Source organism: Nocardiopsis potens DSM 45234 (genome assembly GCF_000341105.1).
Classification (GTDB): Bacteria; Actinomycetota; Actinomycetes; order Streptosporangiales; family Streptosporangiaceae; genus Nocardiopsis_A; species Nocardiopsis_A potens.
The window spans coordinates 68,562-93,227 of record NZ_ANBB01000001.1; the positions used below are offsets into that span (position 1 = coordinate 68,562).

Consider the following 24,666-nt stretch of genomic DNA (forward strand, 5'->3'; position numbering starts at 1 on the left):
ACCGCTGGGCACGAACTTATCAGCAGAGGCCCAGGCGGCCTCGTGTAGCCCTTGCTACATGGGACTTCGGGAATAAACCACACCGAACCGGCCACGGCGCGGACCCCGGTCGCAGTCGTTCCCTCCAGGGGCCGCGCGAACCCGCGGCCGGCGCCCCCGGGCCGGGGCGCGCCGCTCCCCGGCCGCCCCGGCCCGCCGTCAGGCCGCCCGCTCGAAGCCGTTGCCGGTCCAGGTGGTGCGGGCGCAGGCGACGCCCCAGGCGCCCTTGCGCTTGAGGATGTCGTAGATGTGCATCCGGTCGATCCTGGGCGAGACGCCGTAGCCCGAAGGCCAGGTGATGGCCCAGTCCATGTCCAGGTCGACGAGGAGCTCCAGGAGGCGGGCGATGGTCGGGTCGTCCAGCCGCTCGAAGGCCTCGTCGAGCAGGACCAGGCGGAGCGGGCCGTCCAGTTCGCTGCGGAGCGCGTCGTAGAAGGCGGCGCTGGCGGCGAACAGGGTGACGTAGGAGACCAGCCGGGTCTCGCCGGAGGAGAGCTGGCGGACGCGGCGGTCGCGCGGGTTGCCGTCCGGGCCGGTGTCGTGGATGCGGACCCGGTAGGCGAACCAGTCGCGGTAGTCCAGGGCGGTGCCGAGGACCTCGGCGTAGCCGCTGCTGCGGCCCTCGGCGCGGGTGGCGCGGATCCGGTCCATCAGGGCGCGGCGCAGCCGGTCGTTCTCCTCCGGGGAGCGCTCCGCCACCGACTTCTTGGCCAGGGCGAACGCCGACCGCTCGGCCGGGTCCAGGTGCGGCGCCGGCTCCCAGGCCAGCTCCACCCGGACGCCCTGGCTGGAGTGCGCCCCCTCCAGGACCGTGTTCATCCGCCGGGTCAGCGACTCCGCCGCGCGGATCTGCCGGTGCAGCTCCTCGGCCACGTCGCCGAGGAGGAACTCCTCGAAGATCCGCTCCTCGCCGGAGGTCAGGTTCTCCTCGGCCTGGGCGAGCCGGGCCGCGGTCAGCCGCGCGGTGGAGGCGACCGGCGCGGTCCCGGTCTCGTCGCTCACCGTCACGGTCAGCACGTCGGAGTCGGGCAGCCGGTCGGCCTGGACGTCGTGGGTGCCGGCGAGCGCGGTCTGCAGCGCCTGGATCCGGTTGATCAGGTCGCGCTCCAGCGACGTGGGCGTCCCCGCGGCGCCCGCCTCGGCGAGCGCGCCGGCCAGGGCGGAGCGCAGGTCGGCCCGCTCGAAGGGCACCTCGACCAGCCCGGTGGCCGCCTCCCACACCCCGGGCACCTCCGCGGTGTCGGTCAGCGCGTCCTCGCCGTCGGCCAGCGCGCCCTGCGCCTCCTGCAGCCGGCCCTCGGCCTCCTCGACCCTGCCCTCGGCCCCGGTCAGCGCCGCGATCCGGTCCTCGACCCCCTTCTGGGCGGCGGGGGCGGCGTCGCGCAGCCGGGTGCGCTCCTCGGCCAGCTCCCGCACCCGGGCGCCGACCTCCTCGGCGTCGCGGCCCAGCGAGGAGCGGAGGGTGGCCAGCACGGCGTGCGCCTCGGCGTAGGAGCGGTGCGTGCGCGCCGCCTCCTCCTCGGCGCCGGCCCGGGCGGCCGCGGTGCGCGCCAGGTCCTGCACGGCCGCGGAGAGCGAGCGGAGCGCCTCCGGGTAGTCCTCGCGCAGCCGCCCGGCGATCCGCTCCAGCTCGGCCACCGCGCCGCGGGCCCGCTCGCACAGCTCCCGCAGCGCCTCGGCGCCGTCCGGGACGCCCAGGTCGCCGCAGGTCCGCACGTGCTCGGCCCGCTCCGCGGCGAGCCGGGCCCGGGCGCGCGCGTGCTCGGCCTCGGCGGCCTCCGCGTCGGCGGCGGCCCGCGCCGCCGCCGAGCGGCGCTGCCGGGTCTCCACGTGCTCGGCCAGCACCGGGGCGAAGTCGGGGAAGGAGTCCAGGCAGACGTTCCACTGGTGCTCCAGGGCCTGCGCGGCCTCCAGCGACGCCCGCAGCGAGGTCTCCCGGGACGCCGTCTCGGCCAGGGCGGACTCCGCCTCCCGGATGCGCTTCTTCCGCGCCCGCTCCCGGGCGCCGGCCCCGATGTGCTCGGCCTCCTCCTTGCCGTGCCGGCCGAGCAGCGCCCCGGCCGACCAGTGCCCGTCCAGGCCGATGGAGAGCGGTGCGGCCGCGCCGGCCGCCCCCTCGGCGGCGCCGGGCAGCAGGGGCACCGAGCGGAGCAGGCCCGCGACCGCCCCGGCAGGCACCGGGGAGCCGTCGTCGCCGGCCGGCACCAGGACGTCGGCCAGCGAGGCCCCGCCGGCGGGCGGCCCCGCCGCCGCCCAGGTCTCGTCGCCCTCCGCGGACGGCGCGCCGTCCGCGGCCACCCAGGCGGTGAGCAGGCCGCTCGCGCGCAGCGCGGCCTCCAGCCCGGCGCGCTCCGCCTCGCCCAGGTGCTCGGCGAAGTCCACCAGCCGGAAGAACGGCGCGCCCGCCGCCGGGTCCCGCTCGGCCGTGCTGTGCGCCGGCGCGGGCGGCTCCACCTCGGCGGCCCCGCGCAGCCGGTCCAGCTCGGCCTCCAGCCGGACGCGCTCCGCGCCCGCCTCGGCCAGCCGCTGCTCGGCGGCGGCGACCGCGCGCTGGACCGCGCGGACCCGCGGCTGCAGCGCGGACCGGACCCCCTTGTGCGCGTCGCGGTGGGCGGCCGGGTCGAGCAGCACCGCGTCGGCCTCGGGGAGCTCCGGCAGCTCCCCCTCCTCCGGGCGGTCCCCGGCGGGCAGCGCCTCGTCGCGCCAGGCCCGCACCGCCCCGGCCCACCGCTCCGCCGCGCCGGCCAGCCGCTCCTCGGCCTCCCGGGCCCGCCGGTCGGCCCCGGCCGACTCCTCGGCCGCGGCCTCCGCCCGCTCGGCGAGCCGGTCCACCCCCGCCTCGGCCTCGGCGAGCCGCTCGGCCTCGGCGCGCAGCCCGCCGAGCAGCCGGCCGCGGTCGCCCGCGGCCCGGCCCGCCGCCTCGACCTGCCCGGCCGCCTCCGCGGCGGCGGAGGCCAGGGCCTGCACATCGGGTTCGGGCGCGACCGGGCGGCGCACCTCCTCCGGCCGGGCGTCCGGCTCGGCGGAGCACAGCACCCGCTCCGCGGCCTCGCCCCGCTGGGCGTCGGGCACCAGGCCGGGCAGCGCGCCGAGCGCCGCCCCCAGCCCGACGGCGTGCAGCGCCTCCCGGGCGCCGGCCGCGCCGGCGGCCGCGGCGGCGCCGATCCGCGCGGGCACCGCCGCGGACCGCTCGATCGCGTCGACCGCGTGCTCCTCGGCGGTGCGCAGGTCGGCGGCGGAGCGCAGCGCGGCCTCGGCGTGCCTGCGCTGCGAGGCCACCGCCTCCTCCTTGTCCTCCAGGTCGCCCAGGGCGCCGTAGGCGGGGGAGGCCTTCAGCGCATCCAGCTCGCCCTGGACGGCGTCCCGGCGCTCGCCGAGCGCGTCCCGCTCCTGCACCGCGGCGCGGTGCGCCTCCTGGGCGGCGTCCCGCTCCGCGCGCCGCTTCTCCAGCTGCGCGCGGGCGCGGCCCGCCGCCTTCTCCGCCTTCTCCAGCCGGGCCGAGCGGTCCGCGAGCACGCCGCGCGCGTACCCCCGGTAGCCCTCCAGGAACTCCTGCAGCGCGGAGTCGGCGCGGCGCAGCCGGGCGACGTTGCGCCGCACCCCCTCCAGGTTGTCCAGGCCGGTCGCGGTCCGGGTGATGACGCCCGGGTCCACCGGCGGGAGCGCGTCCGACAGCAGCTGCTCCAGCTGGCCCTGGAGCACCTTCAGGCCGATGTCGGGGTTGCGCAGCGTGCGCTGCAGGTGCAGCAGGTCGGGGTAGCGGTTGCCGCCGCTGATCCCGTACACGGTCTCGGCGACCCGCTGCTGGAACGCCTCCTGGCCGCCGGCGACCGCGTCCTCGCCGATGTGCTCGCGCAGCCGGGCGGAGGTGATCGGCCGGTCCTGCTCCAGCAGCGCGAAGTCCCGGTTGACCCGCAGCGGGGTGATGAACCGCCAGGAGTCGCTGATCTGCCGTCCGGACGCGCTGGCCTTGACCCCGATCCCGCAGGTGCAGAAGTCCTCGGTGCCGTCGGCCAGCACCCGGCGCAGCTCGACCCAGGCGTAGCCGAGCCGGACCGTGCCCTCGGTGTAGTCGTCCAGCATCAGCCGGCTCATGCTGACCGTGTCGAAGCCCTTGCAGCCCATGTTGCGCAGGTCGCCGTCGAGGCAGAGCGGCAGCAGCAGCTCCAGCGTCCGGGACTTGCCGGAGCCGTTGGTCCCCTTGAAGATCACCCGGCCGCCGGAGAGGTCGAACTCCTCGTCCCGGTACTGCCAGATGTTGACGACGCCGCCTCGGTGCAGGCGCCAGCGGCTTCGGAGGTCGGGCTTGGGGTCCACGTCTGAGGTCCTCACGTCGTTCGGGTGCGCGCGGGGCGCGGGCGGAGCCGCCGCTCCGGGGCGGCGGTGCGGGCCGGGCCGGGGGCCATCGGCGGTGCTCACCTCGCTCCTGGTGCTCGCGGGTCGGGTCGGGGCGCCGTCGCCCGGGGCGGGGTCAGGGCCCGAACAGGGACTCCTGGCCCTCGCCGGGGCCGGGGGCGGCGGGTTCGGCGGCGGGCTCGCCGTCCTCCTCGTCCGGGCCGTCCGGGCGCGGCCGGTAGCGGGCGGCGGCCGGGCTGATCTCCACCGTCTCCGGCAGGCCGTCGGCGGCCGGGGCGGACCGGGCGAGACCGGCCTGGACCAGGGTCTGCGCGACCGACCGGGCGAGCCGCCCGGTGTCCCGCACCGCCTCCTTCGACCAGGCCTTCGGGTAGCGCTCCGCGATCGCGGCGGCCACCTCGCCCAGCCGGTCGAGCGGGACCGGGACCCGGCCGTCCTCCGCCGCCGGGACGTCCCGGGCCCCGGGGCCGACCAGCTCGTCCGCGGCGAGCAGGGCGATCCGGGAGAGCGTGCCGTGGCCGGGGTAGAGCAGGTCGCTCAGGTAGCCGTCCGGGTCCACCGCGAGCACGCCCTCGGAGCGCACCTCCAGGCGGAGCCCGAACAGCTCCTCCAGCAACTCCGTCTCGGCCCGCAGCCGGGTGCGCAGCCAGTCGCGCTGCTCGGCGGAGAGGTCGGCGGTGAGCACCACCGGGTCCTCGACGATGCGGCGGCGCACCCGGTGCCGCTCGTCCTCGCCGGAGGGCGGCCCGCCCCGGGCGAGCTCGGCGGCCGAGGAGGAGCGCCCCAGCGGCGCGGCGACCAGGTGCCCCAGCAGCTCCACGTCCACGGTGAGCAGCGCCTCCCGGGCGGAGTCCTCCGCCCACGGGCCGACGCTGCCGTCGGTCTCGGCCAGCACCCCCAGGTCGATGAGGTGCCGCAGCGCGGCCACCAGGGCGCGCCGGTCCACGATGCCGGTGCCCGGCTCCAGGCCGGCCTCCGCGCCGGCCGCCCGCACCTCCGACACCAGGCCGGACAGGAGCACCTGGCCGCCGGAGCCGGTCAGCGCGGCCAGCACCAGCGCGAGGTAGGCGTAGGCGCGCGGGGTGAACGGCGCCCCGTTGGCCTTGTGCGCGCCGCGCACCCCGTCGGGGGTGCGGCCGGCCTTGTACAGCCGGGCGAACCCGGGCTCCACCACCAGCCGGTAGCCCAGGTACCCGGAGAACAGCGCCTGCAGCCGGTCGGTGTAGCGCCGCACCGCGGGCAGCACCTCGCCCTCCGGGCCGTCGGCGCGCAGCAGCGGGCGGCGCAGCAGCACCCGCGCGCACCGGCGGACCTGGGCGGCCTCGATCGAGTCCAGCCCCTCCAGGACCGATGCCTCTGCTCGGCCGAGATGCGTCCGGCGGCTCATCGGGCGGCCTCCGCGACGGTCAGCTCCACCTCGGCGCCGTGCAGCTCCAGGGTGCCGAAGACCGAGCCGACCCGGTCCGCGGCGCCGTCCGGGCGCGGCCGCACCACCAGGGTCAGTCCGGACACCGGGTCGGACGCGGTGCCCTGCTCGGCGGGGGCGTCCCGGGAGGCCCCGGCCAGGGTCAGCAGCTCGCAGAAGAGGTCCAGGGCGTCCGCGGAGAGCCGGGCGCCGGCCAGGTTCCCCGAGGCCGCGGCGAGCTCGCCGACCGCGGCGGACCTGCGCTCCCGGCGCCGCGCCTCCTCCTCCAGCAGCGCGGCGCGGCCCAGCGGGTCGTCGCCGACCCGGGGGACCTGCCCGCCGGGGGCGCGCTCGCCCTTGCTGCGCACGTTCACCTCGACCGGCACCCCCTCGCCGTCGGCCCAGGCCGACGCGGGGGCGGGGGCACCGTCCTCCGGCGCCAGCGCCAGGTGGCGCGCGGAGAACAGGCCGAACGCGGCGGCGTACATGTCGTGCGCGGCGGTCGGCTCGGCCCCGTCGAACCAGGAGGCCAGGGTGAGCAGGTCGCGGCGGCGGCCCGGATCCACCCCGCCGCTGCCGGTCGAGCGCTTGACGCTGCCGAGCAGCGCGCTGATCGCCCTGCTGGTGGCGTCGCGCAGCTCGTCGACCTCGGAGGGGCGGCCCGGGCGGCCGAGGAACCAGTCGGCCAGGCCGTCCCAGTCGGCGGGGGTGCGGCCGGGGGCCCGCTCCATCAGCTCGGTCTGCCCGACCACCGAGGTGTTGGGGGTGAAGGCGTCCTGGCCGGTGCCGAGCAGCGCGAGCAGGTCGCCGCGGCGCGCCTCCAGCGCGCCCAGCCGCTCCACGACCGTCCCGGAGTGGCGGAGCACGTCCTGGGCGATCAGGTCGACGTACTCCAGCAGCATGTGCTTGAACCCGGAGGTCTCCTCGGGGCCCAGGTCGTAGCGGGCGATCACGGAGCCGAGGTAGGCGTAGAAGTCGCGGACCGCGGCGGCGAACTCGCCGTGCTGCAGGAAGACCGTGGTGACCTGCTGGGCGAGGCGCTCGCGCAGGGCGCTCCCGGAGGCGTCGCCGGGCCCCTCGCCGCGTCCGGCGGCGTCCAGGTCGCCCAGGGTCCGGGCGATGTCGGCCAGGCCGCGGGCGATCGCGGGCAGCAGCTCCCGGGAGACCTCCCGGGCGCCCTCGGCGACCCGGAGCATGTCGTCGACGTCCCGCTGCACCCGCATGGCCAGCTTGGACACCTGGTAGCGGACCCGGCTGCGGGTGAACTCGGCGATGGTGGCGGCGGGCTCGCGCCGCCCGGGCACCAGGTTCCCCCACCGGGCCAGCCGGTCCAGCCGGTCGGCCACGGTCTCCATCCGGGACTCGCCCTCGTCGACCTCGCCGCGCCGCTCGGCGGCGGCCAGCGCCGCGGCGACCTCCCCGGCCCCCAGGTCGGCCAGGAGGGTCCCGGTGAACAGCCGCATGACGGCCAGGTAGGTGCGGCGCTCGGGGGCCGACAGGTAGGCGTAGAGCCGCAGCCGCTCGAGGTCGTCCGGTTCGGAAGGCGTGTAGGGCATGACCCGCACCAACTTAGCGCCTGGAGCCGACACTCCCGGACCGGATGCGAGGTGACGCGCCTCGCTCGCGGGCAGGGGCGGGCCCGGCACCGGGCCCGCCCCTGCCGCGCGGGGCGCGGATCAGAGCTCGTCGAACTCCTCGACGGCGCGGTGCGCCTGGTCGATCGCGGTGTCGGTGTAGGCGTTGGGCGCCGCGTCGGAGTTGGCGATGGTGATCCGGCCGATCCGCTTGCGGGCGGTCTCGGCGGGGGTGGGGCCGTTCGGCCAGAACGAGTCCCAGCGGCGGGTGTACTCGCGGGCGTAGCCGTGGCCCCAGCGGTTCACGGTGATCGCCTCGATGTCCCGGGCGGCGTCGAACCCGCCGTCGCCCAGGGCGCGGTTGAGCGTCTGGCGGATGCTCCGCTCGAAGCTCTCGAAGGGGCGCCGGAGCAGCTCGTGCCGGGCGTGCACGGCGCCCTGGCGGAGCGACATCTCACCGGGGGAGGGGGCGCTGATCATCTGGATGACCATCGGCTCGGAGGGGTCCTTGGGGTGCTCGTAGCCGCCCATGCTCACCGGGTAGTCCAGCTGGGCCACCGCCCAGTCGCCGCCGGTGAACCGGATGTGCCGCATGCCCAGCTCGACCCAGGGCTGCCAGTTGCGCACCACCACGTTGGCGTAGACCAGCGGCTGCTTGGAGGCGTCGGTCATGGCCTGGCGCTGGGAGCCGGGCAGCTCCTGCATCAGGTACTTGCCCATGACGTGCCAGGCGGCCATGACCACGTGGCCGGCGGTGACCCGGTGCAGCGCGTCGTCGTGGTGGTAGGTGACGAACACGCGCTCGGCGCTGGAGGGGGGACCGTCGTGCGCCAGCCCGGTGCACGGCGACTGCAGCCGCAGCCGGACGTCCTGCCCCTCCTCGTCCAGCTTGGAGTAGTCGAACTCGGCGAGCACGACGCTCTCCATGTCCAGCTCGTCGCTGCCCGGGACGGAGCCGGGGATCAGGGAGTGCACCAGCAGCCGGGCGATGCTCGCGTTGCCGTCCGGGAAGTGGTGGATGTAGGGGTCGTCGAACTTCCAGAACCGGCGGAGCGAGTAGCAGTTGTACTCCGAGGCCTCGGAGTCGTCCAGGCCGATGCCGGCGAAGCCGGGCAGCCCCTCGCCCCAGGCGTCGATCGCGCCCCAGGAGGAGGCGGGCACCGCCCACTCGTCGCTGGTGATGGTCTCCATGAAGGCCAGCACCTCGTCGTTGCAGCCCAGCACGTCGCGGAGGTAGTCGGTGTAGGTCATCCGGGACAGCCGCTCCTGCTTCTCCTGCGCGGACAGCCCGGGCATCGGGTCGTCGCCGGAGTCGGCGTACAGGGCGGTGATCTGCTCCACGGACTCGGGCTCCAGCGGGGCGCCGGACAGCCACTCGTCGACCGGCATGCCCTTGGTGCGCACCGCGAGGTGGTCGGTGCGGAACTCCTCGGCGCGGAGGAAGACCGTGTCGCCCTCCTCGGCCAGCTTCCACTTGTCGTAGAACTTCTGGTCGAAGAAGTCCTTGAACCGGTCGACCTCGATGCCCAGGTCCTTGAGCAGGCCCATCGCGGTCTTGCTGTAGGCGGAGGGGGTGTCGATCGCCTGGGTGCCGCCGTAGCCGATGAGGACCTGGTCGCGGCCCTCGGGGGTGAACTCGTTGCGCCGCGCGTGCCCGCCGAACTCGTCGTGGTTGTCCAGGATGAGGATCTTCGCCTCGGGGTGCTTCTTCTTGTAGAAGTGCGCGGCGGACAGGCCGCTGATGCCCGAGCCGACGACGACCAGGTCGTAGTGCTCGTCCAGGTCGTTGACCCGGGTGGTGTTGACGACGCTGCCGAGCCGGCCGTCGCGGATGCTGTGCGGGATGCTCAGCGCCTGCTGGGTGTTGCCGCGCAGGCCCTCCATGCTCGGCGGGTAGTCGGTCCCGGCGGGGGCCGATGCGGGGTGCGCGGGGCTGGCGGCCCAGTCGCGGTCCCCGGGGGCGCAGCCGGCCAGGACGGCCGCGGCGATCCCGCCGACCGCCGTCGCGCTCGCCCCGTCGAAGAAGTCGCGCCGACTGATCCGGCGGTCCATGCCGAGCTCGCTGTCGGAATCCCCGGGGCGTCGTCGCTGATCGGACATTGGTCTCCTCGTCGTTCCCGGCGTCCCGGACTTGAGGAACACAAGAGCATGCGGGGGTGCGGGCGACGCGGAGGCGGGCTGGGGCGCGGCCGAGTCTTTGCCGTGTGCGGTGTGTCTTTTGGGGTGCGGAACGGCCGGTGTCGTATTGCCAGGTGAGCGGTTCGCGGGGCGGTCCGCCGCGAACCCGGCCATCCTATGCCCGATATTCTGCCAATAAGACGTTTTGTCGGGTTTTCACCCGATGATCGGATGTCAGGTCGCGCACACCCCCGCCGCCGGCGGGGGCGCCCCGGGTCAGGGGACCATCAGCGACAGCGACTCGGCGACCAGCGCGGGGCGTTCGGCCCCCTCGATCTCCACCGTGTGGGCCATGGTGAACAGCAGGCCCTTGCCGGTCTCCTTGGCCTCGAGCAGGCGGACCGCGTCCCGCACCCGGGAGCCCTCGGTGACCGGCTGCAGGAAGCGGACCTTGTTCAGGCCGTAGTTGATGCCCATCGACGGCGCCTTCTCCAGGGCGAACACCTGGGGGCCGAAGTGGGCGAGCAGGGACAGGGAGAGGTAGCCGTGCGCGATCGTGGTGCCGAACGGGCCGCTCGCCGCGCGCTCCCGGTCGACGTGGATCCACTGGTGGTCGCCGGTGGCGTCGGCGAAGGCGTCGATCCGGTCCTGGGTGATGGTGAGCCAGTCGGTTCGGCCCAGCTCCTCGCCCTGGGCGGCGGCGAGCTCGTTGACATCGGCGAAGGTACGCATGAGCGGCACTTTCCTTTCGGCCGGGAGGGGACCTCGGCACGACTCTAGCGTCAACCGACCGTTCAGTATGTAGCTGCTCGGAGAAAACCGGCCGGGGCGTCCGAGGACCCGGCACCGCCCTACCCTTCCGGTGCCCCGGGCTCGGCAGGGGGGCGCTGCGCCGGGGCCGGTGCGCCCTCGGCGGCCAGCGCGTGCAGCCGGGGCAGCGGGACGCCCAGCAGGCGGGAGGCGTCGTCCTCGTCCACCCCGGCCTCGGCCAGCCGCCGCATCGCGCCGCGGACCGCTCCGGCCGCCGAGCGGCGCGCGGCGTCCGCCCCGTCGACCGCCCCGCGGGCGTCCAGGATCAGCCGGTCGGTCTCCTCGTCGACGGTGGGGACGACCTCCACCCGGGCGTCGGGGTCCCCGACGAACGCCCGCGCCCGAGGGCAGGCCTGCGCCAGGTCGGGGGACCAGGTCACGCCGGCGCCGACGATCCGCAGCTCCCAGCCGTCCTGCCATCTCCGGGCGTGCACGATGAACGGGCCCATATGCCTACATTACGCACCAGGGCCGCTCTCGCCCGGACGAACCGCCGTGCCCGGGCGAACCGGATCATCCCGGCTTCGACCTGGGCGGATTCCGCACCGCTCTCGGGCGCCCGGCGCCGCGAACCGGTGCACGGAGCAGGGCCGGGTCTCCTGCCGCGCACGGCCTGCCCCGTCCGGTCGGATCCGGCGGGGACGCGGTGCCCCGGTCCGGGGCGGGGTCAGCCGGAGCGCTCCGGCTCGGCCGGGCGGGCGCGCTCCAGGACGGCGGTCTCCACCGCCATCGAGCGCAGCGCGCCGGCGTCCACGTCGTGCCCGAGGCCGGGCACGGTGAGCGGCACCGGGGCGATCCCGTCGTGCGCCCGGACCGGCGGGTCGACCACCTCGCGCGCCGCCCGCACGCCGGCGCCGGGCATCTCGCTGGGGAAGGTGATGCCGGGCAGCGAGGCCAGCGCCACCCGGGCCGCCCGGCCCAGGCCCGTCTCCCCCTCCGAACCGCACCAGACGTCCCAGCCGGCGTCGGCGGCGCGGTCGTGCACCCGGCGGGCCTGGGTGAGGCCGCCCAGCCGGGCCACCTCCAGCCGCACCGCCCCGCCGGCCTCCGCGCGGACCGCCGCGTCCAGGCTCTCCGGCGAGTCCACCGACTCGGCCAGCGCGACCGTGGTGCCCAGCTCCCGGGCGAGCCGCGCATGCGCGGCCAGGTCCGGCGCGGGGAACGGCTGCTCCAGGCAGAGCAGCCGGTACTCGTCCAGCGCGCGCAGCGCGTCCAGGTCGGCCTCGGACTCGGTGTACCTGCCGCCCGCGGCGGCCTGCAGCGCCAGGTGCGGGTAGCTCTCCTGGGCGGCGCGGACCGGCTCCACGTCCCACCCCGGCCCGATCTCCAGCCGGACCGCCCGGAACCCCGCGCCGACCTGCCGGTTCACCTCGGCCACCAGGGACTCCACGGACGGCTGCCGGCCGATGGTCACCCCCGCGGTGATCGCGGTGCGCGACCCGCCCAGGGCGTGCGGGAGCGGCGTGCCGCGGCGGCGGCTCCACAGGTCCCAGCAGGCGGCGTCCAGCGCGGCCGCGGCCTGCGGGCAGGGCGCCAGGTCGGCCCAGGCGTCCTGGGCCTCGGTCGGCCGGCTCCAGGCGTGCCGGAGCAGCGCCGGAGCGAACTCCTCGACCAGGGTCCGCCAGCGCTCCGGGCCGGCGTCGGGCATCTCGCCCCAGCCGCTCGTCCCGCTGCCGTCGCTGACCCGGACCAGGGCGTGCCGGACCATGCGCGGCGGGCCGCCGGCCCCCCGGCGCCTGGTGCGCGGCACCGGCGCCGGCAGCCGGACCAGCATCGCCTCGATCCCGGCCAGGCCGGCCCCGATCGCCGATCCGGTACGTGACACGCGCGCTCCGCCTTCCCCGAGTCCGCTTCCGCCGCCTGGGCGGCGCCCCTTCACGACGGTATCCCCTCGGGGCGGGGCCGACCACCGGACGGCGGATCAGGGCCGTGCGGCGAACACCACGCTGTGCCGCAGATCCGCGGTCCGGACCTCGCCGAACCGGGCCCGCAGCGCGGCGGCCGCGGTGCCCCGCTCCGCCGGGGAGAGCGCGAACCTCCGCGGGCGCAGATGCCAGAAGAGCAGGAGCCGGCCGGTGGGGCGGAGTACCCGGCGCAGCTCGGCCGCGGCCGGCTCCAGCCGGGGCCACAGCGCTAGGGTGTTCACCGAGACGACCAGGTCGAAGGAGGCGTCCGGGGCGCCGGTGTCCGCGGCGTCGCCGAGGCGGAGCCGGACCCGGCCGTCCCGGACCGCGGCGGCGTTGCGCCTGCGCGCCATGCGCACCATCTCCGGCGACGGGTCGACCCCGGTCACCGTCCCGGCCCGGCCGGCGAGCAGCCCCACCAGCACGCCGGGGCCGTGCCCGACCTCCAGCACGTCCTCCCGGGGCCCGGGGTCGGCGTACAGCAGCGCCTCGGTGTTCTGCACCCGGTTCTCCCAGGCCATCACCGCCCCGGCGAGCCGCCCCAGCGGCCCGCGGGGCAGCGCGAACGGGTTCGCCCCGCACGGCCGCCCGTCCCACAGCCGCCGCCTCGCCGCCATCGGCCGCCTCCCCGCGCTCGCCGCCGCGCCCGCCGCCTCCGCCGGAGAACGGGACCGGGCGGGCCGGACCCCATGACAGGATCCTGCCCGCCCGGGAGGCGGTTCGATCAGGCGCCGCGGGATCAGGCCCCGGCCAGCGCCTCGGCGACCGGGACCGCCTTGAGGTCGTGCGCCTCGGCCACCGCCTCGTTGGTGAGCGCGCCGTCGACGGTGCTCAGCCCGGCGGCCAGCGCGGCGTCCTCGCGCAGCGCGTCCTTCCAGCCCTTGCCGGCCAGCGCGACGGCGTAGCGGAGCGTGTCCTTGGTGAGGGCGTGGGTGGAGGTGTTCGGCACCGCGCCCGGCATGTTGGCCACGCAGTAGAACATTGTGTCGTGCACCTCGAAGGTGGGCTCGGCGTGCGTGGTGGGACGCGAGTCCTCGAAGCAGCCGCCCTGGTCGATGGCGATGTCCACGAGCACCGCGCCCGGCTTCATCCGGGACACCAGCTCGTTGGAGACCAGCTTGGGCGCCTTCGCGCCGGGGATCAGCACCGCGCCGATCACCATGTCGGACTCCAGCACCGCCCGCTCCAGCTCCAGCGCGTTGCTGGAGACGGTGCGGACCCGGCCGCCGTAGACCTCGTCGGCGTGGCGCAGCTTGCCCACGTTGAGGTCGAGCAGGGTCACGTCGGCGCCCATGCCGACCGCGATCCGGGTGGCGTTCATCCCGGAGACGCCGGCGCCGATCACCGTCACCTTGGCCGGGCGCACGCCCGGGACGCCGCCCATCAGCACGCCGCGCCCGCCGTTGGGGCGCTGCAGCGTGGCGGAGCCGACCTGCGGCGCCAGCCGGCCGGCCACCTCCGACATCGGGGCGAGCAGCGGCAGCGAGCCGTCCGGCAGCTGCACCGTCTCGTAGGCGATCGAGGTGACCTTGCGGTCCAGCAGGGCGTCGGTGCACGGACGCGACGCCGCCAGGTGCAGGTAGGTGAAGAGGGTCTGGCCCGGCTGCATCCGGTGGTACTCCTCGGCCACCGGCTCCTTGACCTTCAGGACCAGCTCCGCCTCGCCCCAGACGTCGTCCGCACTCTCCAGGATGCGGGCGCCGGCCGCGGTGTACTCCTCGTCGGTGATCGAGGAGCCGACACCGGCTCCGCGCTCGATGGCGACCGAATGCCCGCGGCTCACGAGCTCATGGACGCCCGCGGGAGTGATGGCCACCCGGTATTCGTGGTTCTTGACTTCGCGGGGCACGCCGACGCGCACTTGGGTCCTCCTTGCATCCTCGTTGATACCCCTTCACTGTGACGCGCCCCATCGCAGCGGAACATCTCCAACATGGACAGTCATCCCAGGTCATGTTGACACCGTGTAAGGGGCGTCCCTGGCCGGACGGCGGTCCGGCGGCCCGGGCCGGTCCCGGGCGCCGCTCCCGGCGCGGCCGCCCCTCCGGCCCCTCCCGGCCGCCGCGGGCGCGGGGGCGCGGCCGGGCCGCGCCCCGGCCCCCGGGAAGGCGGGCCGCCCCGGCCGGGCGCGGGTCACCCGGGCGCCGGGAACACCCGGCGGCCGGCGATCCAGGTGCCGACCACCCTGCCGGTGAGCCGGCGGCCGGCGTAGGGGCCGGGGTCGCCGGCCGGCACCGGGTGCGGCGCGTCGCCGTCGAAGGCGACCAGGTCGGCGTCGGCGCCCGGGGCGATCCGGCCCTTGCCGGCCAGGCCGAGCAGGGCGGCCGGCTCGGCCGAGGTCCACCGGGCGATCCGGTCCAGCCCCAGGCCGCGGCGGCGGGCGGCGGTCCACAGCGCCGGCAGCGTCCAGGAGAGCGCGGAGACCCCGGTGCCCGGCCGGTGGCCGGAGCCGACGGTGCGCACCGCGCTGTCGGAGTCGGAGAGCAGCGCCGACCACAGGGCGTCCCGGTTGGCCGCCGAGCGCAGCGGCGGCCGGCAGCGGAATGCCGGGGCGTCGTCCGGGACCTGTTCGGCGGGGAGGCAGAGGTAGTGCGGGCAGGTGTGCGCGGTCAGCGGCGCACCGATCGAGCGCGCGGCGCCCAGCAGCGCGGCGCACTCGGCCGCGGTGAACGGCGTGATGTGGGTGCGGGTGCCCGCCACCCGCATGGCGGCGATCACCCGCTCCAGGCCGCGCCGCTCCGCGCGCGGCGGGCGGGCGGCGAGCAGTGCGCCGTTGCCCGGGGCGCCCGGCGCGGCCAGCTCGGCCGGGTCCTCCGCGTGCACCAGCATCGGCGCGCCCATCGCGGCCGCCTCCACCATCGCCTTGCGCAGCTGCTCGTCGCCGATCGGGGCGGCCGACTCCGCCCCGCCGTCCGACAGCGAGCAGTGGAACCCGGCCGCCCCCGCCGAGCGGAGCTCGGCGAGGTCGGCCGAGGTGCTGCGGTCGGTGACCGCGCCGAGGAACGCGACGTGCACCCCGACCCCGGCGGCGGCCGCCTGGTGCGCCTTGAGCGCGGCCTCGCCGGTGATCGCGGTCGGGGCGCCGCGCGGCCCGGTGCCGCCGCCGGGGGCGACCGCGATCGACGTCACCCCGCCGCGCACCGCGGCCGCGTCGGTCTCCAGGTAGCCCTCGCGCAGCGGCTGCCCGGGGGCGTGCACGGCCACGTCCGGGTCGACCAGGCCGGGCAGCAGCGCGACCCCGCCCAGGTCGATCTCGGCCGCTCCGGGGAGCGGGGCGCCGTGGTCGCACACCGCGGCGATGCGGCCGCCGCGCAGGCCGACCGAGGCGGGGATCACGCCCTTGGCGGTGACCACCCGGCGGGAGCGGATGACGGTGTCGATCTGGGGCACGGGATCCCCTTCGTGCTCGGAGTGCCGTTCGCGCGGGCCGGGGCCCGCCGTTCCCCGCCGGTTCCGCCGCGCCTCCCGGAGGGTGCGCTGGAAGCGGGATCCGGGGCGGGTGGGTGCGCATTCGGTCCGTCGACCGTACCGCGATCGGCGCCGAAAAGAGGGCGGTTCTCCCCTTCTCTCCCCTCTTCGACCTGCGCTTCTCCGGGGTCCTCGGGCCACCGCCCGGTTCCGCGGGCGCGCCGCGCGGGCGCGTCCCGGGCGCGGTCGGCGGCGAACCCCGGAGCGGTGGAACGGAAGCACCGCGCGCGGAGGCGCCCCGCCCGCGATCCGGAACCCCGGCGCCGCCCCGTCTCCGGCCCGCTCCGCCCGCCGGAGCCCGGCCCGGACCGCGAGGGGGAGGCCGCGGCCCGCCCGTTCCGGCGGCTTCCGGGGCCCGTGATCGGGGCGGAGGGGGAGGCCTCCGGGCGGACCGGCCCGGGTACGACATGTCGTAGTAGTGGGATTACCCTGGTGCCCGGTGGTGGACGCGCACGGCCCCCGCCCTCCCCGGCCGCTGCGGAGCCGCCCACCGGAACCGCCCCACGGCTCCGGGGAAAGGGGCGGAGCGGTGCCGCGGCCGCCGCCGCGGCGGCCCCGGCCGCCGGTTCCGACAGCAGGCAATCCCGACCACGACGGAGTGGCATCCGTGGCTCCCCCTGAGACCCGGCAGAGCAGCGACGCGCGCGGGCGCGGCGTCGAGACGGCCGCCATCATCGCGGTGACCGCGGCCGCGGTCTGCGCGATCACCCTGATCATCGCCCTGGTGGCCGGCGGCGCGGTCACCGCGCAGGTCATTCCCGGCCTGCCGGACGCCGGTTCGCTGACCCGGTGGGGCCTGCCCGTCTCCCGGGTGCTCGGCAACCTGGCCGGGGCGCTCACCGTCGGCCTGCTGCTGCTCGCCGCGGTCCTGCTGCCCTCCGCCAAGGGCGCGATCGGCGCCCAGGCCACCGGGTACGTGCGGGCCGCCTCCTGGGCCGCCCTGGTGTGGGGGGCCGCCTCCGGCGCCCGGCTGGTCTTCGAGCTGTCCAACATCATGGGCCAGGTGCCCTCGCAGATCATCGGCAACGAGCTCACCAGCTACGCCGGGCAGATCGCCGAGGGCCGCTCGCTGATGTTCGTGATCCTGCTGGCCACCGCGGTCGCGCTGTTCGGCCGCACGGTCGAGTCCGCGGCCGGCGCCATGCTCCTGCTCGGAGTCGCCCTGTTCGGCCTGCTGCCTCCCGCGCTGACCGGCCACGCCGCCGCCTCCGGCAACCACGAGCTGGCCGTCACCGGCCTGGCGCTGCACCTGGTCGCGATCTCGGTGTGGGTCGGCGGCCTGGCCGCGGTCACCTTCCACGGGCTGCGCGCCGCCCCGGACGACGCGCCGGTCGCCGCCGAGCGGTTCAGCCGGATCGCGCTGTGGGCCTACATCGGCGTCGCGGTCAGCGGCACCGCCAGCGCGCTCAGTCGGCTCTACGGCCTCGAACAGCTCTTCACCACGCCCTACGGGCTGATCATGCTCGCCAAGATCGCGCTGTTCGCGGTGCTCGGCGCGATCGGCTGGGCGCACCGGCGCAGCACCGTGCACCGGATCGGGGAGGGCGCCGGGCGGGTGCTCTTCGCCCGCCTGGCCGGGGCGGAGCTCGCGGTGATGGGCGCCGTGATGGGGCTGTCCACCGCGCTCAGCCGCACCGCGCCGCCGCAGGTCGACGAGAGCACCGTCGACCCGGCCACCGCCATCCTCGGGTTCCCGATCCCGCCGCCGATGAGCGCCGGGACGCTGCTCACCCTGTGGCGGCCGGACCTCTTCTTCATCATGCTGGTGGTGGTGCTCGGCGGGCTGTACGCGGCCGGGGTGGTCCGGCTCCGCCGGCGCGGCGACTCCTGGCCGTGGGTCCGGGTGGTGTCCTGGTTCGCCGGCCTGGCGGTCATCGTCGCGTCGCTGCTCAGCGGGTTCGCCACCTACGCCATGGTGCTGTTCAGCTCGCACATGCTGCAGCACATGGCGATCTCCATGCTGGTCCCGGTGCTGCTGGTGCTGGGCGGGCCGGTGACGCTGGCGCTGCGCGCGCTCAAGCCGGCCGCCCGCCGCGGCGACCGGGGTCCGCGCGAGTGGATCAACGCCTTCCTGCAGAGCCGCTTCTCGCACATCGCCACGCACCCGGCGGTGGCCACCGCGCTGTTCGTGCTCAGCCCGTACGCGCTCTACTTCTCCCCGCTGTTCGGCACGCTCATGAACAACCACACCGGGCACCTGTTCATGAACGTGCACTTCCTGCTCTCCGGGTTCCTCTTCTACTGGATCATCATCGGCGTCGACCCCGGCCCGCGGAAGATGCCCTACCTGCTGCGCATCGTCCTGCTCCTGCTGGCCATGGGCATGCACGCCTTCCTCGGCATCGGCATCATGATGCAGTCCGAGCCGATCGCCATGGACTACTACGGCAACTTCGACATCCCGTGGAGCCAGGACGTCGGCGACGACCAGTACCGGGGCGGCGGCATCGCCTGGGCGGTGGGCGAGATCCCCACCCTGCTCGTCACCGTCGCGCTGGTCCGGCAGTGGGCCAAGGACGAGGAGCGCACCGAGCGGCGCCGCGAGCGGCACAGCAAGCGGGGCGGCTCCGAGGACGCCGACCTCGACGCCTACAACGCCTACCTGCAGGAGCTGGAGCGCCGCTCCAAGCAGCAGGAGGGCTGAGCACGGGTCGCACCGGGGCCGCGCGGCTCCGGGGCTTCTGCGCCCGGCAGAAACCCTGGAACCGGGCGGCCCCGGTGCGGTTTCCTCGTCCCATGACCAGACGAGGAATCCGGTTCGGCGTCAACTTCCGGGGCGCCGACCCCGCCGAGTGGCCGCGGTACTGCCGGGAGACCGAGCGGATGGGCTACGACGTGCTGCTCGCCCCCGACCACCTCGGCCACCCGGCGCCGTTCGGGATGCTGGCCGCGGCGGCCGCCGCCACCGAGCGGATCCGGCTCGGCACCATGGTGGTCAACAACGAGTTCTGGAACCCGGCGCTGCTCGCCCGGGAGGCCGCCACCGTGGACCGGATCTCCGGCGGGCGGCTCGAACTCGGCATCGGCCTGGGGCACATGAGGTCTGAGTCGGAGGCCGCCGGCATCCCCTGGCGCGGCCACGCCGACCGGCTGGCCGCGCTGGAGCGGGCCCTCGACGGGCTGGACCGGTTCCTCGCCGACGGCGGGCCGGGCCGCGGGCCGGTGCAGCGCCCCCGCCCGCCGCTGCTCATCGGCGGCCACGGGGAGGGCACGCTCCGGCTGGCCGCCAGGCGCGCCGACATCGTCGGCTTCGGCGGCCTGGTGCAGCGCCGCGGCGCGCCGATGGGCACGTTCCGGGTGGAGGGCCCGGACGGCCTGCTGCGCCGCGCCGACCTCGTCCGCGAGCAGGCCGGCGACCGCCTCGCCGACCTGGAGTTCAACGTCCTGGTCCAGACCGTGGCCGTCACCGATGACGCGGAGCGGACCGCGGCCGCCCTCGCCGCGGAGTACGGCGCCGGATCCGGGCTGGAGACCGCGGAGGACGTCCTGGCCAGCCCGGTCGTCCTGGTGGGGACGGTCGGCGAGATCGCCGCGGAGATCGTCGCGAATCGGGACCGCTACGGGTTCGGCTACGTCTGCACCCACGGCGAGCACCGGGACGCGCTCGCCCGGGTCATCCCGGAGGTGCGCCGGCTGGAAGAGGCGGGCCGCTGACCGGCCGCCCTCCCCGGGCCCCGGCAGGGTCAGGAGACGAGCGCGGCGATGCCGGTTCCGACCAGCGCGAGCAGGACGCAGCTGACCAGGCCGCCGATGAGCGGGATGGGGGAGAAGGGGGACGGCAGCGGGCCGGTCACCCCCTGCGCGGCCGCCGCGCGGCGCAGCACCGCCGGCATCAGCGCCATGTTCGCCGCGAAGATGATCAGCTCGACGCCGAACGCGGTGGCCAGGGCCGCCGCGAAGCCCTGCCCGGAGCCCAGCGCCTCGGCGGCGGCCAGGGCGGGGACGGCGATCAGCAGGACCGTGGAGGCGATGCCGAACACTGTGCGCAGCCCCCGGCCCTGGGAGCGGCCGGTGGTCAGCAGCATGAGGCCGAGCAGCGCCGCCAGCATGACGGCCCCGACGACCCCGAAGAGAACGATGTCGACCAGCGAATTCACTCCGACATTGTGTCAGCTCCGCGGAGCGTGCCCGCACCGGGAGAGGGCTGCGCGGGTGTGAGGTCCGCGGCCCGCGCCGGACCGCCCCGCGGCGGCGCGGGGCGGTGCTCCCCGCCGCCGGCCGGCGCGCCGGGGGTGAACCGCATCCAGGCCAGCTCCCGCGCCCGGCGCCGGTCGATCGCGAGCAGGCTGCGCGCCCCCGGCACGAACGCCTCCGGCCCGCTCCGGGCGGCCGCGCGCAGCCGCCGCCAGCGCCGCGAATGCGTCCGGTGGCTCCGCTCGGTCACCCGCCGCCCCCGGGCGTACTGACCGCGCCGCGCCTCCTCCGGGCTGGCGTCGATCATCAGCACGTGCACCTCGTACCGCTGGAGCCGGCAGAGCAGCGCGAGCAGCACCCGGACCGGGCGCCGGGTCCCGCTCTCGTGCACCACCACCGGGTCGCCGACGCGCAGCGCCGCGGCCACCCGGAGCAGGTGCAGCACGTGCACCACCCAGCGCCACAGCGGGTAGGGGATCCGGCCGAGCACCGGTTTCAGCCGGTGGCGGGACTGCAGCGAGTCGATCACCCGCACGCCGCCCTCGGCGACCACCGTCCCCGCCTCGTCCCCGCGGAGCCCGAACAGCCGCCGCAGCAGCGTGCTCTTCCCGGCCCCGGGCACCCCGGCGACCAGCACCAGCGACCGCCGGGGGTAGACCGCCCCGCGGCCCTCCGCCGCGGCGCGGCCGACCGGGGGCCGCGAAGAGTGCGAGGGGGACGGCGGCACCGGTCGGACCGGGGGAGGAAGGGGAGGGCTGGTCATGCCAGAGCTTATGCCCCGCCGCACTAAAGCAGGGGTTAAAGGGCGGGCGAGAGAGGTCTCACACGCCTTTCGGGAACTCCGCCCGGGCGGACCGCCCGCCCCCGGCCCCACCCGCCCCGGGCCGCCCGCCGGCACTGGAACACCCGCTCCCACCTGCGGCGATCAGCGATCCTTCCGGTGCCTTCGGGAGTCTCTCCTGAATTTCCGCACCGGGGACGGGGGAGCGCGCCTCCGCCCTGCGAACGGCGAGAGAGGTTTCGGTCAGGGCGAAGGACCGGCCGCCCGCGCCGGAGACTCCCGCTCGCGATGTCGCCTCGGGGGACGGATGCGGCCGAGCCCGCACAGCAGGCGAGCGGCCGTGAGCATGCGCGCGGAGGACCACCGAAGATCCGAAGGGGATCCCCTTCAGGCGACTCTGACGTTCCACCCGCCGACGGTCGCGACGACGTCCAGGCTTCCCCCCAGGGCGGCGACGTAGTCCCGCACAAGGTCCATCGACGTCACCTGGCCGTGCTCGACCTGGGAGACGCGAGCCTGGGACACCCCCATGGCCGCGGCGACCTCGGCCTGGGGCATGCCGGCCTGCCGACGGAGTTCGGCGAGTCGGTCACCGCGCACTTCGGCTCGGAGCCGCTCGCGTCCGCTCTCCCGCTCGCTCCGGAGAATCCCAGCCGGGATCCGCTTCGCGGACCTTCCTCTCGGTCTCCTCCCAGGGAACACCTTCCATGGTCCCTCCTCCCGGTAGGAAGCGTGACGTTTCTCGGCGAGAGGGATCGCCTCTTGATACCACCGTTTCCACTGCCCGGTCTTGTCCCCTGCCACCAGGATGATCGCTTCGCGCTCAGGATCGAACACGAAAAGCAGCCGGATCTCTGTCCCAGGGGGAGTGCGCGGCCGCAGTTCCTTCAAGTTGCGCAGGGTGCTGCCGTGGATGCGATCTACAAGTGGTCTTCCCGGGCTGGGGCCGTCTTCCGCGAGTACGTCGAGTGCCTCCTCGACTTTCGACGCCGGATACGGGGAGTCCCGGGCGAGGGTCGGGAACCACGCTTCGACGGGCTCCAACAGGGTGATCTGCCAGTGCACTCTCTGGATATAAGGATCTCTTATGTCGCCCGCGGTGTTCTCGGCGAATACATCTCAGCCGGTCTGCTCCAGGCGGGAGCCGGAGGGGGACTTGAGCACCCGGAGCCTGGCCGGGATGCGGGAGCGGAGGTCGGCGACGTGGCTGACCACGCCCACCGCGCGGCCGCCGTCGCGGAGCCGGTCCAGGACGTCCAGCACCTCCTCCAGGGTCTCCTCGTCCAGGGTGCCGAAGCCCTCGTCGATGAAGAGGGTGCCGATGTCGGTACCGCCGGACTCCTCGCCCGCCACGTCGGCCAGCCCCAGGGCCAGCGCCAGCGAGGCGATGAACGTCTCGCCGCCGGACAGGGTGGCCGGGTCGCGCTCCCGGCCGGTCCAGGCGTCGATGACGCGCAGCCCCAGGCCGCCGCCGGAGCGGGTGCGGTCGCCGGCCGCCTTGTCCACGGTGTGCCGGAGCTCGTAGCGCCGCCCCGACATGGTGGCGAGCCGGTCGTTGGCGGCGGCCACCACCAGCTCCAGCCGGGCGGCCAGCACGTAGGAGGAGAGCGGGACGCTCTCCCGGTTGGCCGGGGAGGTGCCCGAGGCCAGCCGGGCCAGGCCGTCGGCGACCCGGTGCCGCTCCCGGGCCGGCCGGGACCCGGTGAGCCGCCGGTCCAGCTCGGCGCGGAGGTCGGCCAGGTCCCGGGCGCGCCGCTCCAGCCGGTCCCGCCAGGACAGGGTGTGGTCGGCGGCGGCCTGGGCGGCCTCCAGGGCGGCCTGCAGCGCCGCGGCGTCGGGCTCGGGGGCGGCCCAGGCCTCCGCGGTCGCGGGGTCGGCCAGCACCGCGCGCACCGCGGCCAGCTCGTCGTCGTGGCCGCGGGCGCGCTCCCGGACGGCCCGCCGCTCGGCCTCGGTCCGCTCGGCGGCCCGCACCGCGGCGGCGTCGGGGAACCCGGCCTCCTCGCGGGCGCGCCGCGCCTCGGCCTCGGCGTCGTGCAGCTCGCCGGCGGCGGCGGTGCGCCGGTCCAGCGCCTCGGCGGCCGCGTGCAGCAGCCCGGCCTCCTCCTCCAGGCGGGCCACCCGGGAGGGCAGGTCCGGGTCGTCCCCGCGGGCGGCGTCCAGCCGGGCGGCGATCCGCTCGGCCTCGGCGCCGCGCGCGGCGCGCCGCTCGGTCAGCTCGGCCAGCTCCCGGTCGAGCCGGGACTCCTCGGCGCGGGCGCGCTCCAGTTCGGCGTCGAGCGCGGCGATCCGCTCGGCGGTCCGGGCGGCCTGCGCCGCGGCGGCCTCCAGCTCGTCCAGTGCGGCGCGGCGGGCGCGCACCCGCTCCTCGGCGGCCCGCGGGTCCAGCCCGCCGGCCAGCTCCCGCGCCGCGGCCAGCCGCTCGGTGAGGGAGGACTCCAGCCGCTCGGCCTCGGCGCGGCGGCGGTCCGCCGCGTCCGAGCGCGCCTGGGCCCGCTCCTCGTCCTCGGAGGAGGGGCGGCTCGGCCCGCCCTCGGCGGGCGCGGGGTGCTCGACCGAGCCGCAGACCGGGCACGGGGCGCCGGAGCCCAGCTCGGCGGCGAGTTCGGCGGCCATCCCCTCGATCCGCAGCCGCCGCAGGTCGAGCAGGGCGTCCCGGGCGTCCTGGGCGGCGTCCACCGCGTCGGTCCGGCGCCGCACCGCCTCGGCGAGCTCGGCGGTGAGGCGCTCGGCGTCGGCGGCCGCCCGGTGCCGGCCCCGGGCCGCCTCCAGCGCCTCGACCGCGGCCTCGCGCGGGCCGGTGCGGGCGCGGAGCTCGTCCAGCCCGGCGGCGAGCTCGGCCCGGCGGCCGGGGAGTTCGGCGGCCTGGGCGGCCAGCCGCTCGCGCTCCCGGCGGGCCCCGGCGGCCCGGCCGTCCAGCCCGCGGACCTCGCCGCGCAGCGCGGTGAGCCGCTCGGCGTCGCCCAGCAGGTGCTTCAGCCGGGCGACCTCGTCCCGGCGGCCCCGCTCGGCGGTGCGCAGCCGGTCGGCGTCGGAGGCCGGCACCGGCCCGGCGCCCCCGGCGGGCTCCGCCGGGCGGGGCTCCGGGGCGTCGGCGAGGCCGCCGGCCAGGGAGGTGCGCTCCGCCGCGGCCAGCTCGGCCTTCTCCAGCTCCACCCGCCGGTTCTCGGCGGTGCGGAGCAGCGGAGCGACCGGGGCGGCGCGCTCCGCCGCGGCGAGTTCGGCGTCCCAGGCGGCGCGCTCGGCGGCGCGCGCGGCCAGCTCGGCCTCGCGGGCGGCGGCCGCGGCCCCCCGCCGGCGCCGCTCCAGCAGCGACCGGCCCTGCTCCAGGGCGGTGCGGGCGCGGTCCCGGGCGGCCACCGCGTCGGCGGCGGCCGGGGCGGCGTCGCGGGCGTCGGCGGCGGTGGCGGAGGCCAGCTCGGCGGCCCACGGGACGAGGGAGTCCGGGTCCTCCTCGGCCGCTTCGGGCAGCGGGCTCCGGGCCGCCTCGGCGAGCAGCCGGGCGGTGTTCAGCACCGAGGCCTCGGCGCTCCCGGCGGCGCGGCCGAGCGCGGCGGAGTGCTCGGCCAGCCACTTCTCCACGTCGGTGAAGACGCCGGTGCCGAAGATCTGCTCCAGGGAGTCGCGGCGCTCCCGGGCCGGGGCGCGCAGGAACCGGGCGAACTCGCCCTGCGGCAGCAGGACCACCTGGCAGAACTGCTTGAGGTTGACCCCGAGCAGGTCGGAGACGAACTGGCCGGCCTCGTCCGGGCGGAGGGTGATCGGCTGCCAGGTGCCGCCGGTGTACTCGGCGACGGTGACCTTGGCCTTCTCCTCGGTGGTGCCGGAGCCGCGCTTCTTCGGCCGGCGCCAGGCGGGCGAGCGGGTGATGCGCAGCCGGCGGCCGCGCACGGTGAACTCCAGCGCCACCTCGGGCCGGAGCGACGGCGGGGCGTGCGTGCTCTGCAGCGACCGGGCGGCGCCGCGCACCCCGGGGACCCCGCCGTACAGGGCGAAGCAGACCGCGTCCAGCACCGAGGTCTTCCCGGCGCCGGTGGGGCCGTGCACCAGGAACAGCCCGGCGGCGCCGAGCCGGGC

16 protein-coding genes are annotated in these 24,666 nt (G+C 76.7%); 2 read left to right on the forward strand and 14 right to left on the reverse strand.

Going from position 1 to position 24,666, the window contains the following annotated elements:
* Positions 1–198: 198 nt before the first annotated feature.
* The 10 genes from D459_RS0100270 to D459_RS0100315 form a co-directional block, all read right to left on the reverse strand.
* Positions 199–4,356, reverse strand: a complete 4,158-nt coding sequence (locus D459_RS0100270; RefSeq protein WP_017590974.1) for a TIGR02680 family protein — start codon at positions 4,354–4,356, stop codon at positions 199–201.
* Positions 4,357–4,510: 154 nt separating this feature from the next.
* Positions 4,511–5,782, reverse strand: a complete 1,272-nt coding sequence (locus tag D459_RS0100275) for a TIGR02678 family protein (protein WP_017590975.1) — start codon at positions 5,780–5,782, stop codon at positions 4,511–4,513.
* A complete protein-coding gene (locus D459_RS0100280) occupies positions 5,779–7,356 on the reverse strand; it encodes a DUF2397 domain-containing protein (RefSeq protein ID WP_026119921.1) in 1,578 nt (525 codons plus the stop codon). The genes D459_RS0100275 and D459_RS0100280 overlap by 4 nt, the downstream gene beginning before the upstream one ends.
* 120 nt (positions 7,357–7,476) lie before the next feature.
* Positions 7,477–9,474 carry a twin-arginine translocation signal domain-containing protein gene (locus tag D459_RS0100285; RefSeq protein ID WP_241484936.1) on the reverse strand — a complete coding sequence of 666 codons (1,998 nt, stop codon included), beginning with the start codon at positions 9,472–9,474 and terminating at the stop codon, positions 7,477–7,479.
* A gap of 294 nt (positions 9,475–9,768) precedes the next feature.
* Complete coding sequence (locus D459_RS0100290) at positions 9,769–10,224, reverse strand: MaoC family dehydratase (RefSeq protein ID WP_017590978.1); 456 nt, start codon at positions 10,222–10,224, stop codon at positions 9,769–9,771.
* Between the two features lie 119 nt (positions 10,225–10,343).
* The gene (locus tag D459_RS30275; RefSeq protein ID WP_017590979.1) at positions 10,344–10,751 is read right to left on the reverse strand and encodes a hypothetical protein; all 408 of its coding nucleotides are present in this window, start codon (positions 10,749–10,751) and stop codon (positions 10,344–10,346) included.
* A gap of 218 nt (positions 10,752–10,969) precedes the next feature.
* On the reverse strand, positions 10,970–12,127 hold the full coding sequence (locus D459_RS0100300) for an enolase C-terminal domain-like protein (RefSeq protein ID WP_017590980.1): 1,158 nt from the start codon (positions 12,125–12,127) through the stop codon (positions 10,970–10,972).
* Positions 12,128–12,223: 96 nt separating this feature from the next.
* Positions 12,224–12,823, reverse strand: coding sequence for a class I SAM-dependent methyltransferase (locus tag D459_RS0100305; RefSeq protein ID WP_017590981.1), 600 nt, complete (start codon positions 12,821–12,823; stop codon positions 12,224–12,226).
* Between the two features lie 122 nt (positions 12,824–12,945).
* Positions 12,946–14,067, reverse strand: coding sequence for an alanine dehydrogenase (ald, locus tag D459_RS0100310; RefSeq protein WP_017590982.1), 1,122 nt, complete (start codon positions 14,065–14,067; stop codon positions 12,946–12,948).
* A gap of 272 nt (positions 14,068–14,339) precedes the next feature.
* Entirely contained in the window at positions 14,340–15,596 is a 1,257-nt protein-coding gene (locus D459_RS0100315; protein WP_017590983.1) for an amidohydrolase family protein, read from the reverse strand.
* 685 nt (positions 15,597–16,281) lie between these two features.
* On the opposite strand from D459_RS0100315, the gene D459_RS0100320 reads away from it, so the two are divergent.
* Both D459_RS0100320 and D459_RS0100325 read left to right on the forward strand, forming a co-directional pair.
* Positions 16,282–18,318: a cytochrome c oxidase assembly protein gene (locus D459_RS0100320; RefSeq protein ID WP_017590984.1), complete on the forward strand. Its 2,037-nt coding sequence runs from the start codon at positions 16,282–16,284 to the stop codon at positions 18,316–18,318.
* Positions 18,319–18,410: 92 nt separating this feature from the next.
* Entirely contained in the window at positions 18,411–19,328 is a 918-nt protein-coding gene (locus D459_RS0100325) for a TIGR03621 family F420-dependent LLM class oxidoreductase (protein ID WP_017590985.1), read from the forward strand.
* A 29-nt stretch (positions 19,329–19,357) separates the two neighbouring features.
* Here the strand turns inward: D459_RS0100325 and D459_RS0100330 are convergent, their stop codons facing one another.
* From D459_RS0100330 to D459_RS0100345, 4 genes are all read right to left on the reverse strand, one after another.
* Complete coding sequence (locus D459_RS0100330) at positions 19,358–19,771, reverse strand: hypothetical protein (protein WP_017590986.1); 414 nt, start codon at positions 19,769–19,771, stop codon at positions 19,358–19,360.
* Positions 19,768–20,571, reverse strand: coding sequence for an AAA family ATPase (locus D459_RS0100335; protein WP_081620389.1), 804 nt, complete (start codon positions 20,569–20,571; stop codon positions 19,768–19,770). The genes D459_RS0100330 and D459_RS0100335 overlap by 4 nt, the downstream gene beginning before the upstream one ends.
* Positions 20,572–20,976: 405 nt before the next feature.
* Complete coding sequence (locus D459_RS37465; protein WP_017590988.1) at positions 20,977–21,654, reverse strand: type II toxin-antitoxin system RelE/ParE family toxin; 678 nt, start codon at positions 21,652–21,654, stop codon at positions 20,977–20,979.
* Positions 21,655–21,708: 54 nt separating this feature from the next.
* The coding region (locus tag D459_RS0100345) for an AAA family ATPase (RefSeq protein ID WP_017590989.1) at positions 21,709–24,666 on the reverse strand (2,958 nt) is incomplete at its 5' end.

Bases quoted from the DNA above. Each gene is read 5' to 3' on its own strand.
- D459_RS0100275 (WP_017590975.1), bottom strand. From the start codon at position 5,782: ATGAGCCGCCGGACGCATCTCGGCCGAGCAGAGGCATCGGTCCTGGAG.
- D459_RS0100280 (WP_026119921.1), bottom strand. From the start codon at position 7,356: ATGCCCTACACGCCTTCCGAACCGGACGACCTCGAGCGGCTGCGGCTC.
- D459_RS0100285 (WP_241484936.1), bottom strand. From the start codon at position 9,474: ATGTCCGATCAGCGACGACGCCCCGGGGATTCCGACAGCGAGCTCGGC.
- D459_RS0100290 (WP_017590978.1), bottom strand. From the start codon at position 10,224: ATGCGTACCTTCGCCGATGTCAACGAGCTCGCCGCCGCCCAGGGCGAG.
- D459_RS30275 (WP_017590979.1), bottom strand. From the start codon at position 10,751: ATGGGCCCGTTCATCGTGCACGCCCGGAGATGGCAGGACGGCTGGGAG.
- D459_RS0100305 (WP_017590981.1), bottom strand. From the start codon at position 12,823: ATGGCGGCGAGGCGGCGGCTGTGGGACGGGCGGCCGTGCGGGGCGAAC.
- D459_RS0100325 (WP_017590985.1), top strand. From the start codon at position 18,411: ATGACCAGACGAGGAATCCGGTTCGGCGTCAACTTCCGGGGCGCCGAC.
- D459_RS0100335 (WP_081620389.1), bottom strand. From the start codon at position 20,571: ATGACCAGCCCTCCCCTTCCTCCCCCGGTCCGACCGGTGCCGCCGTCC.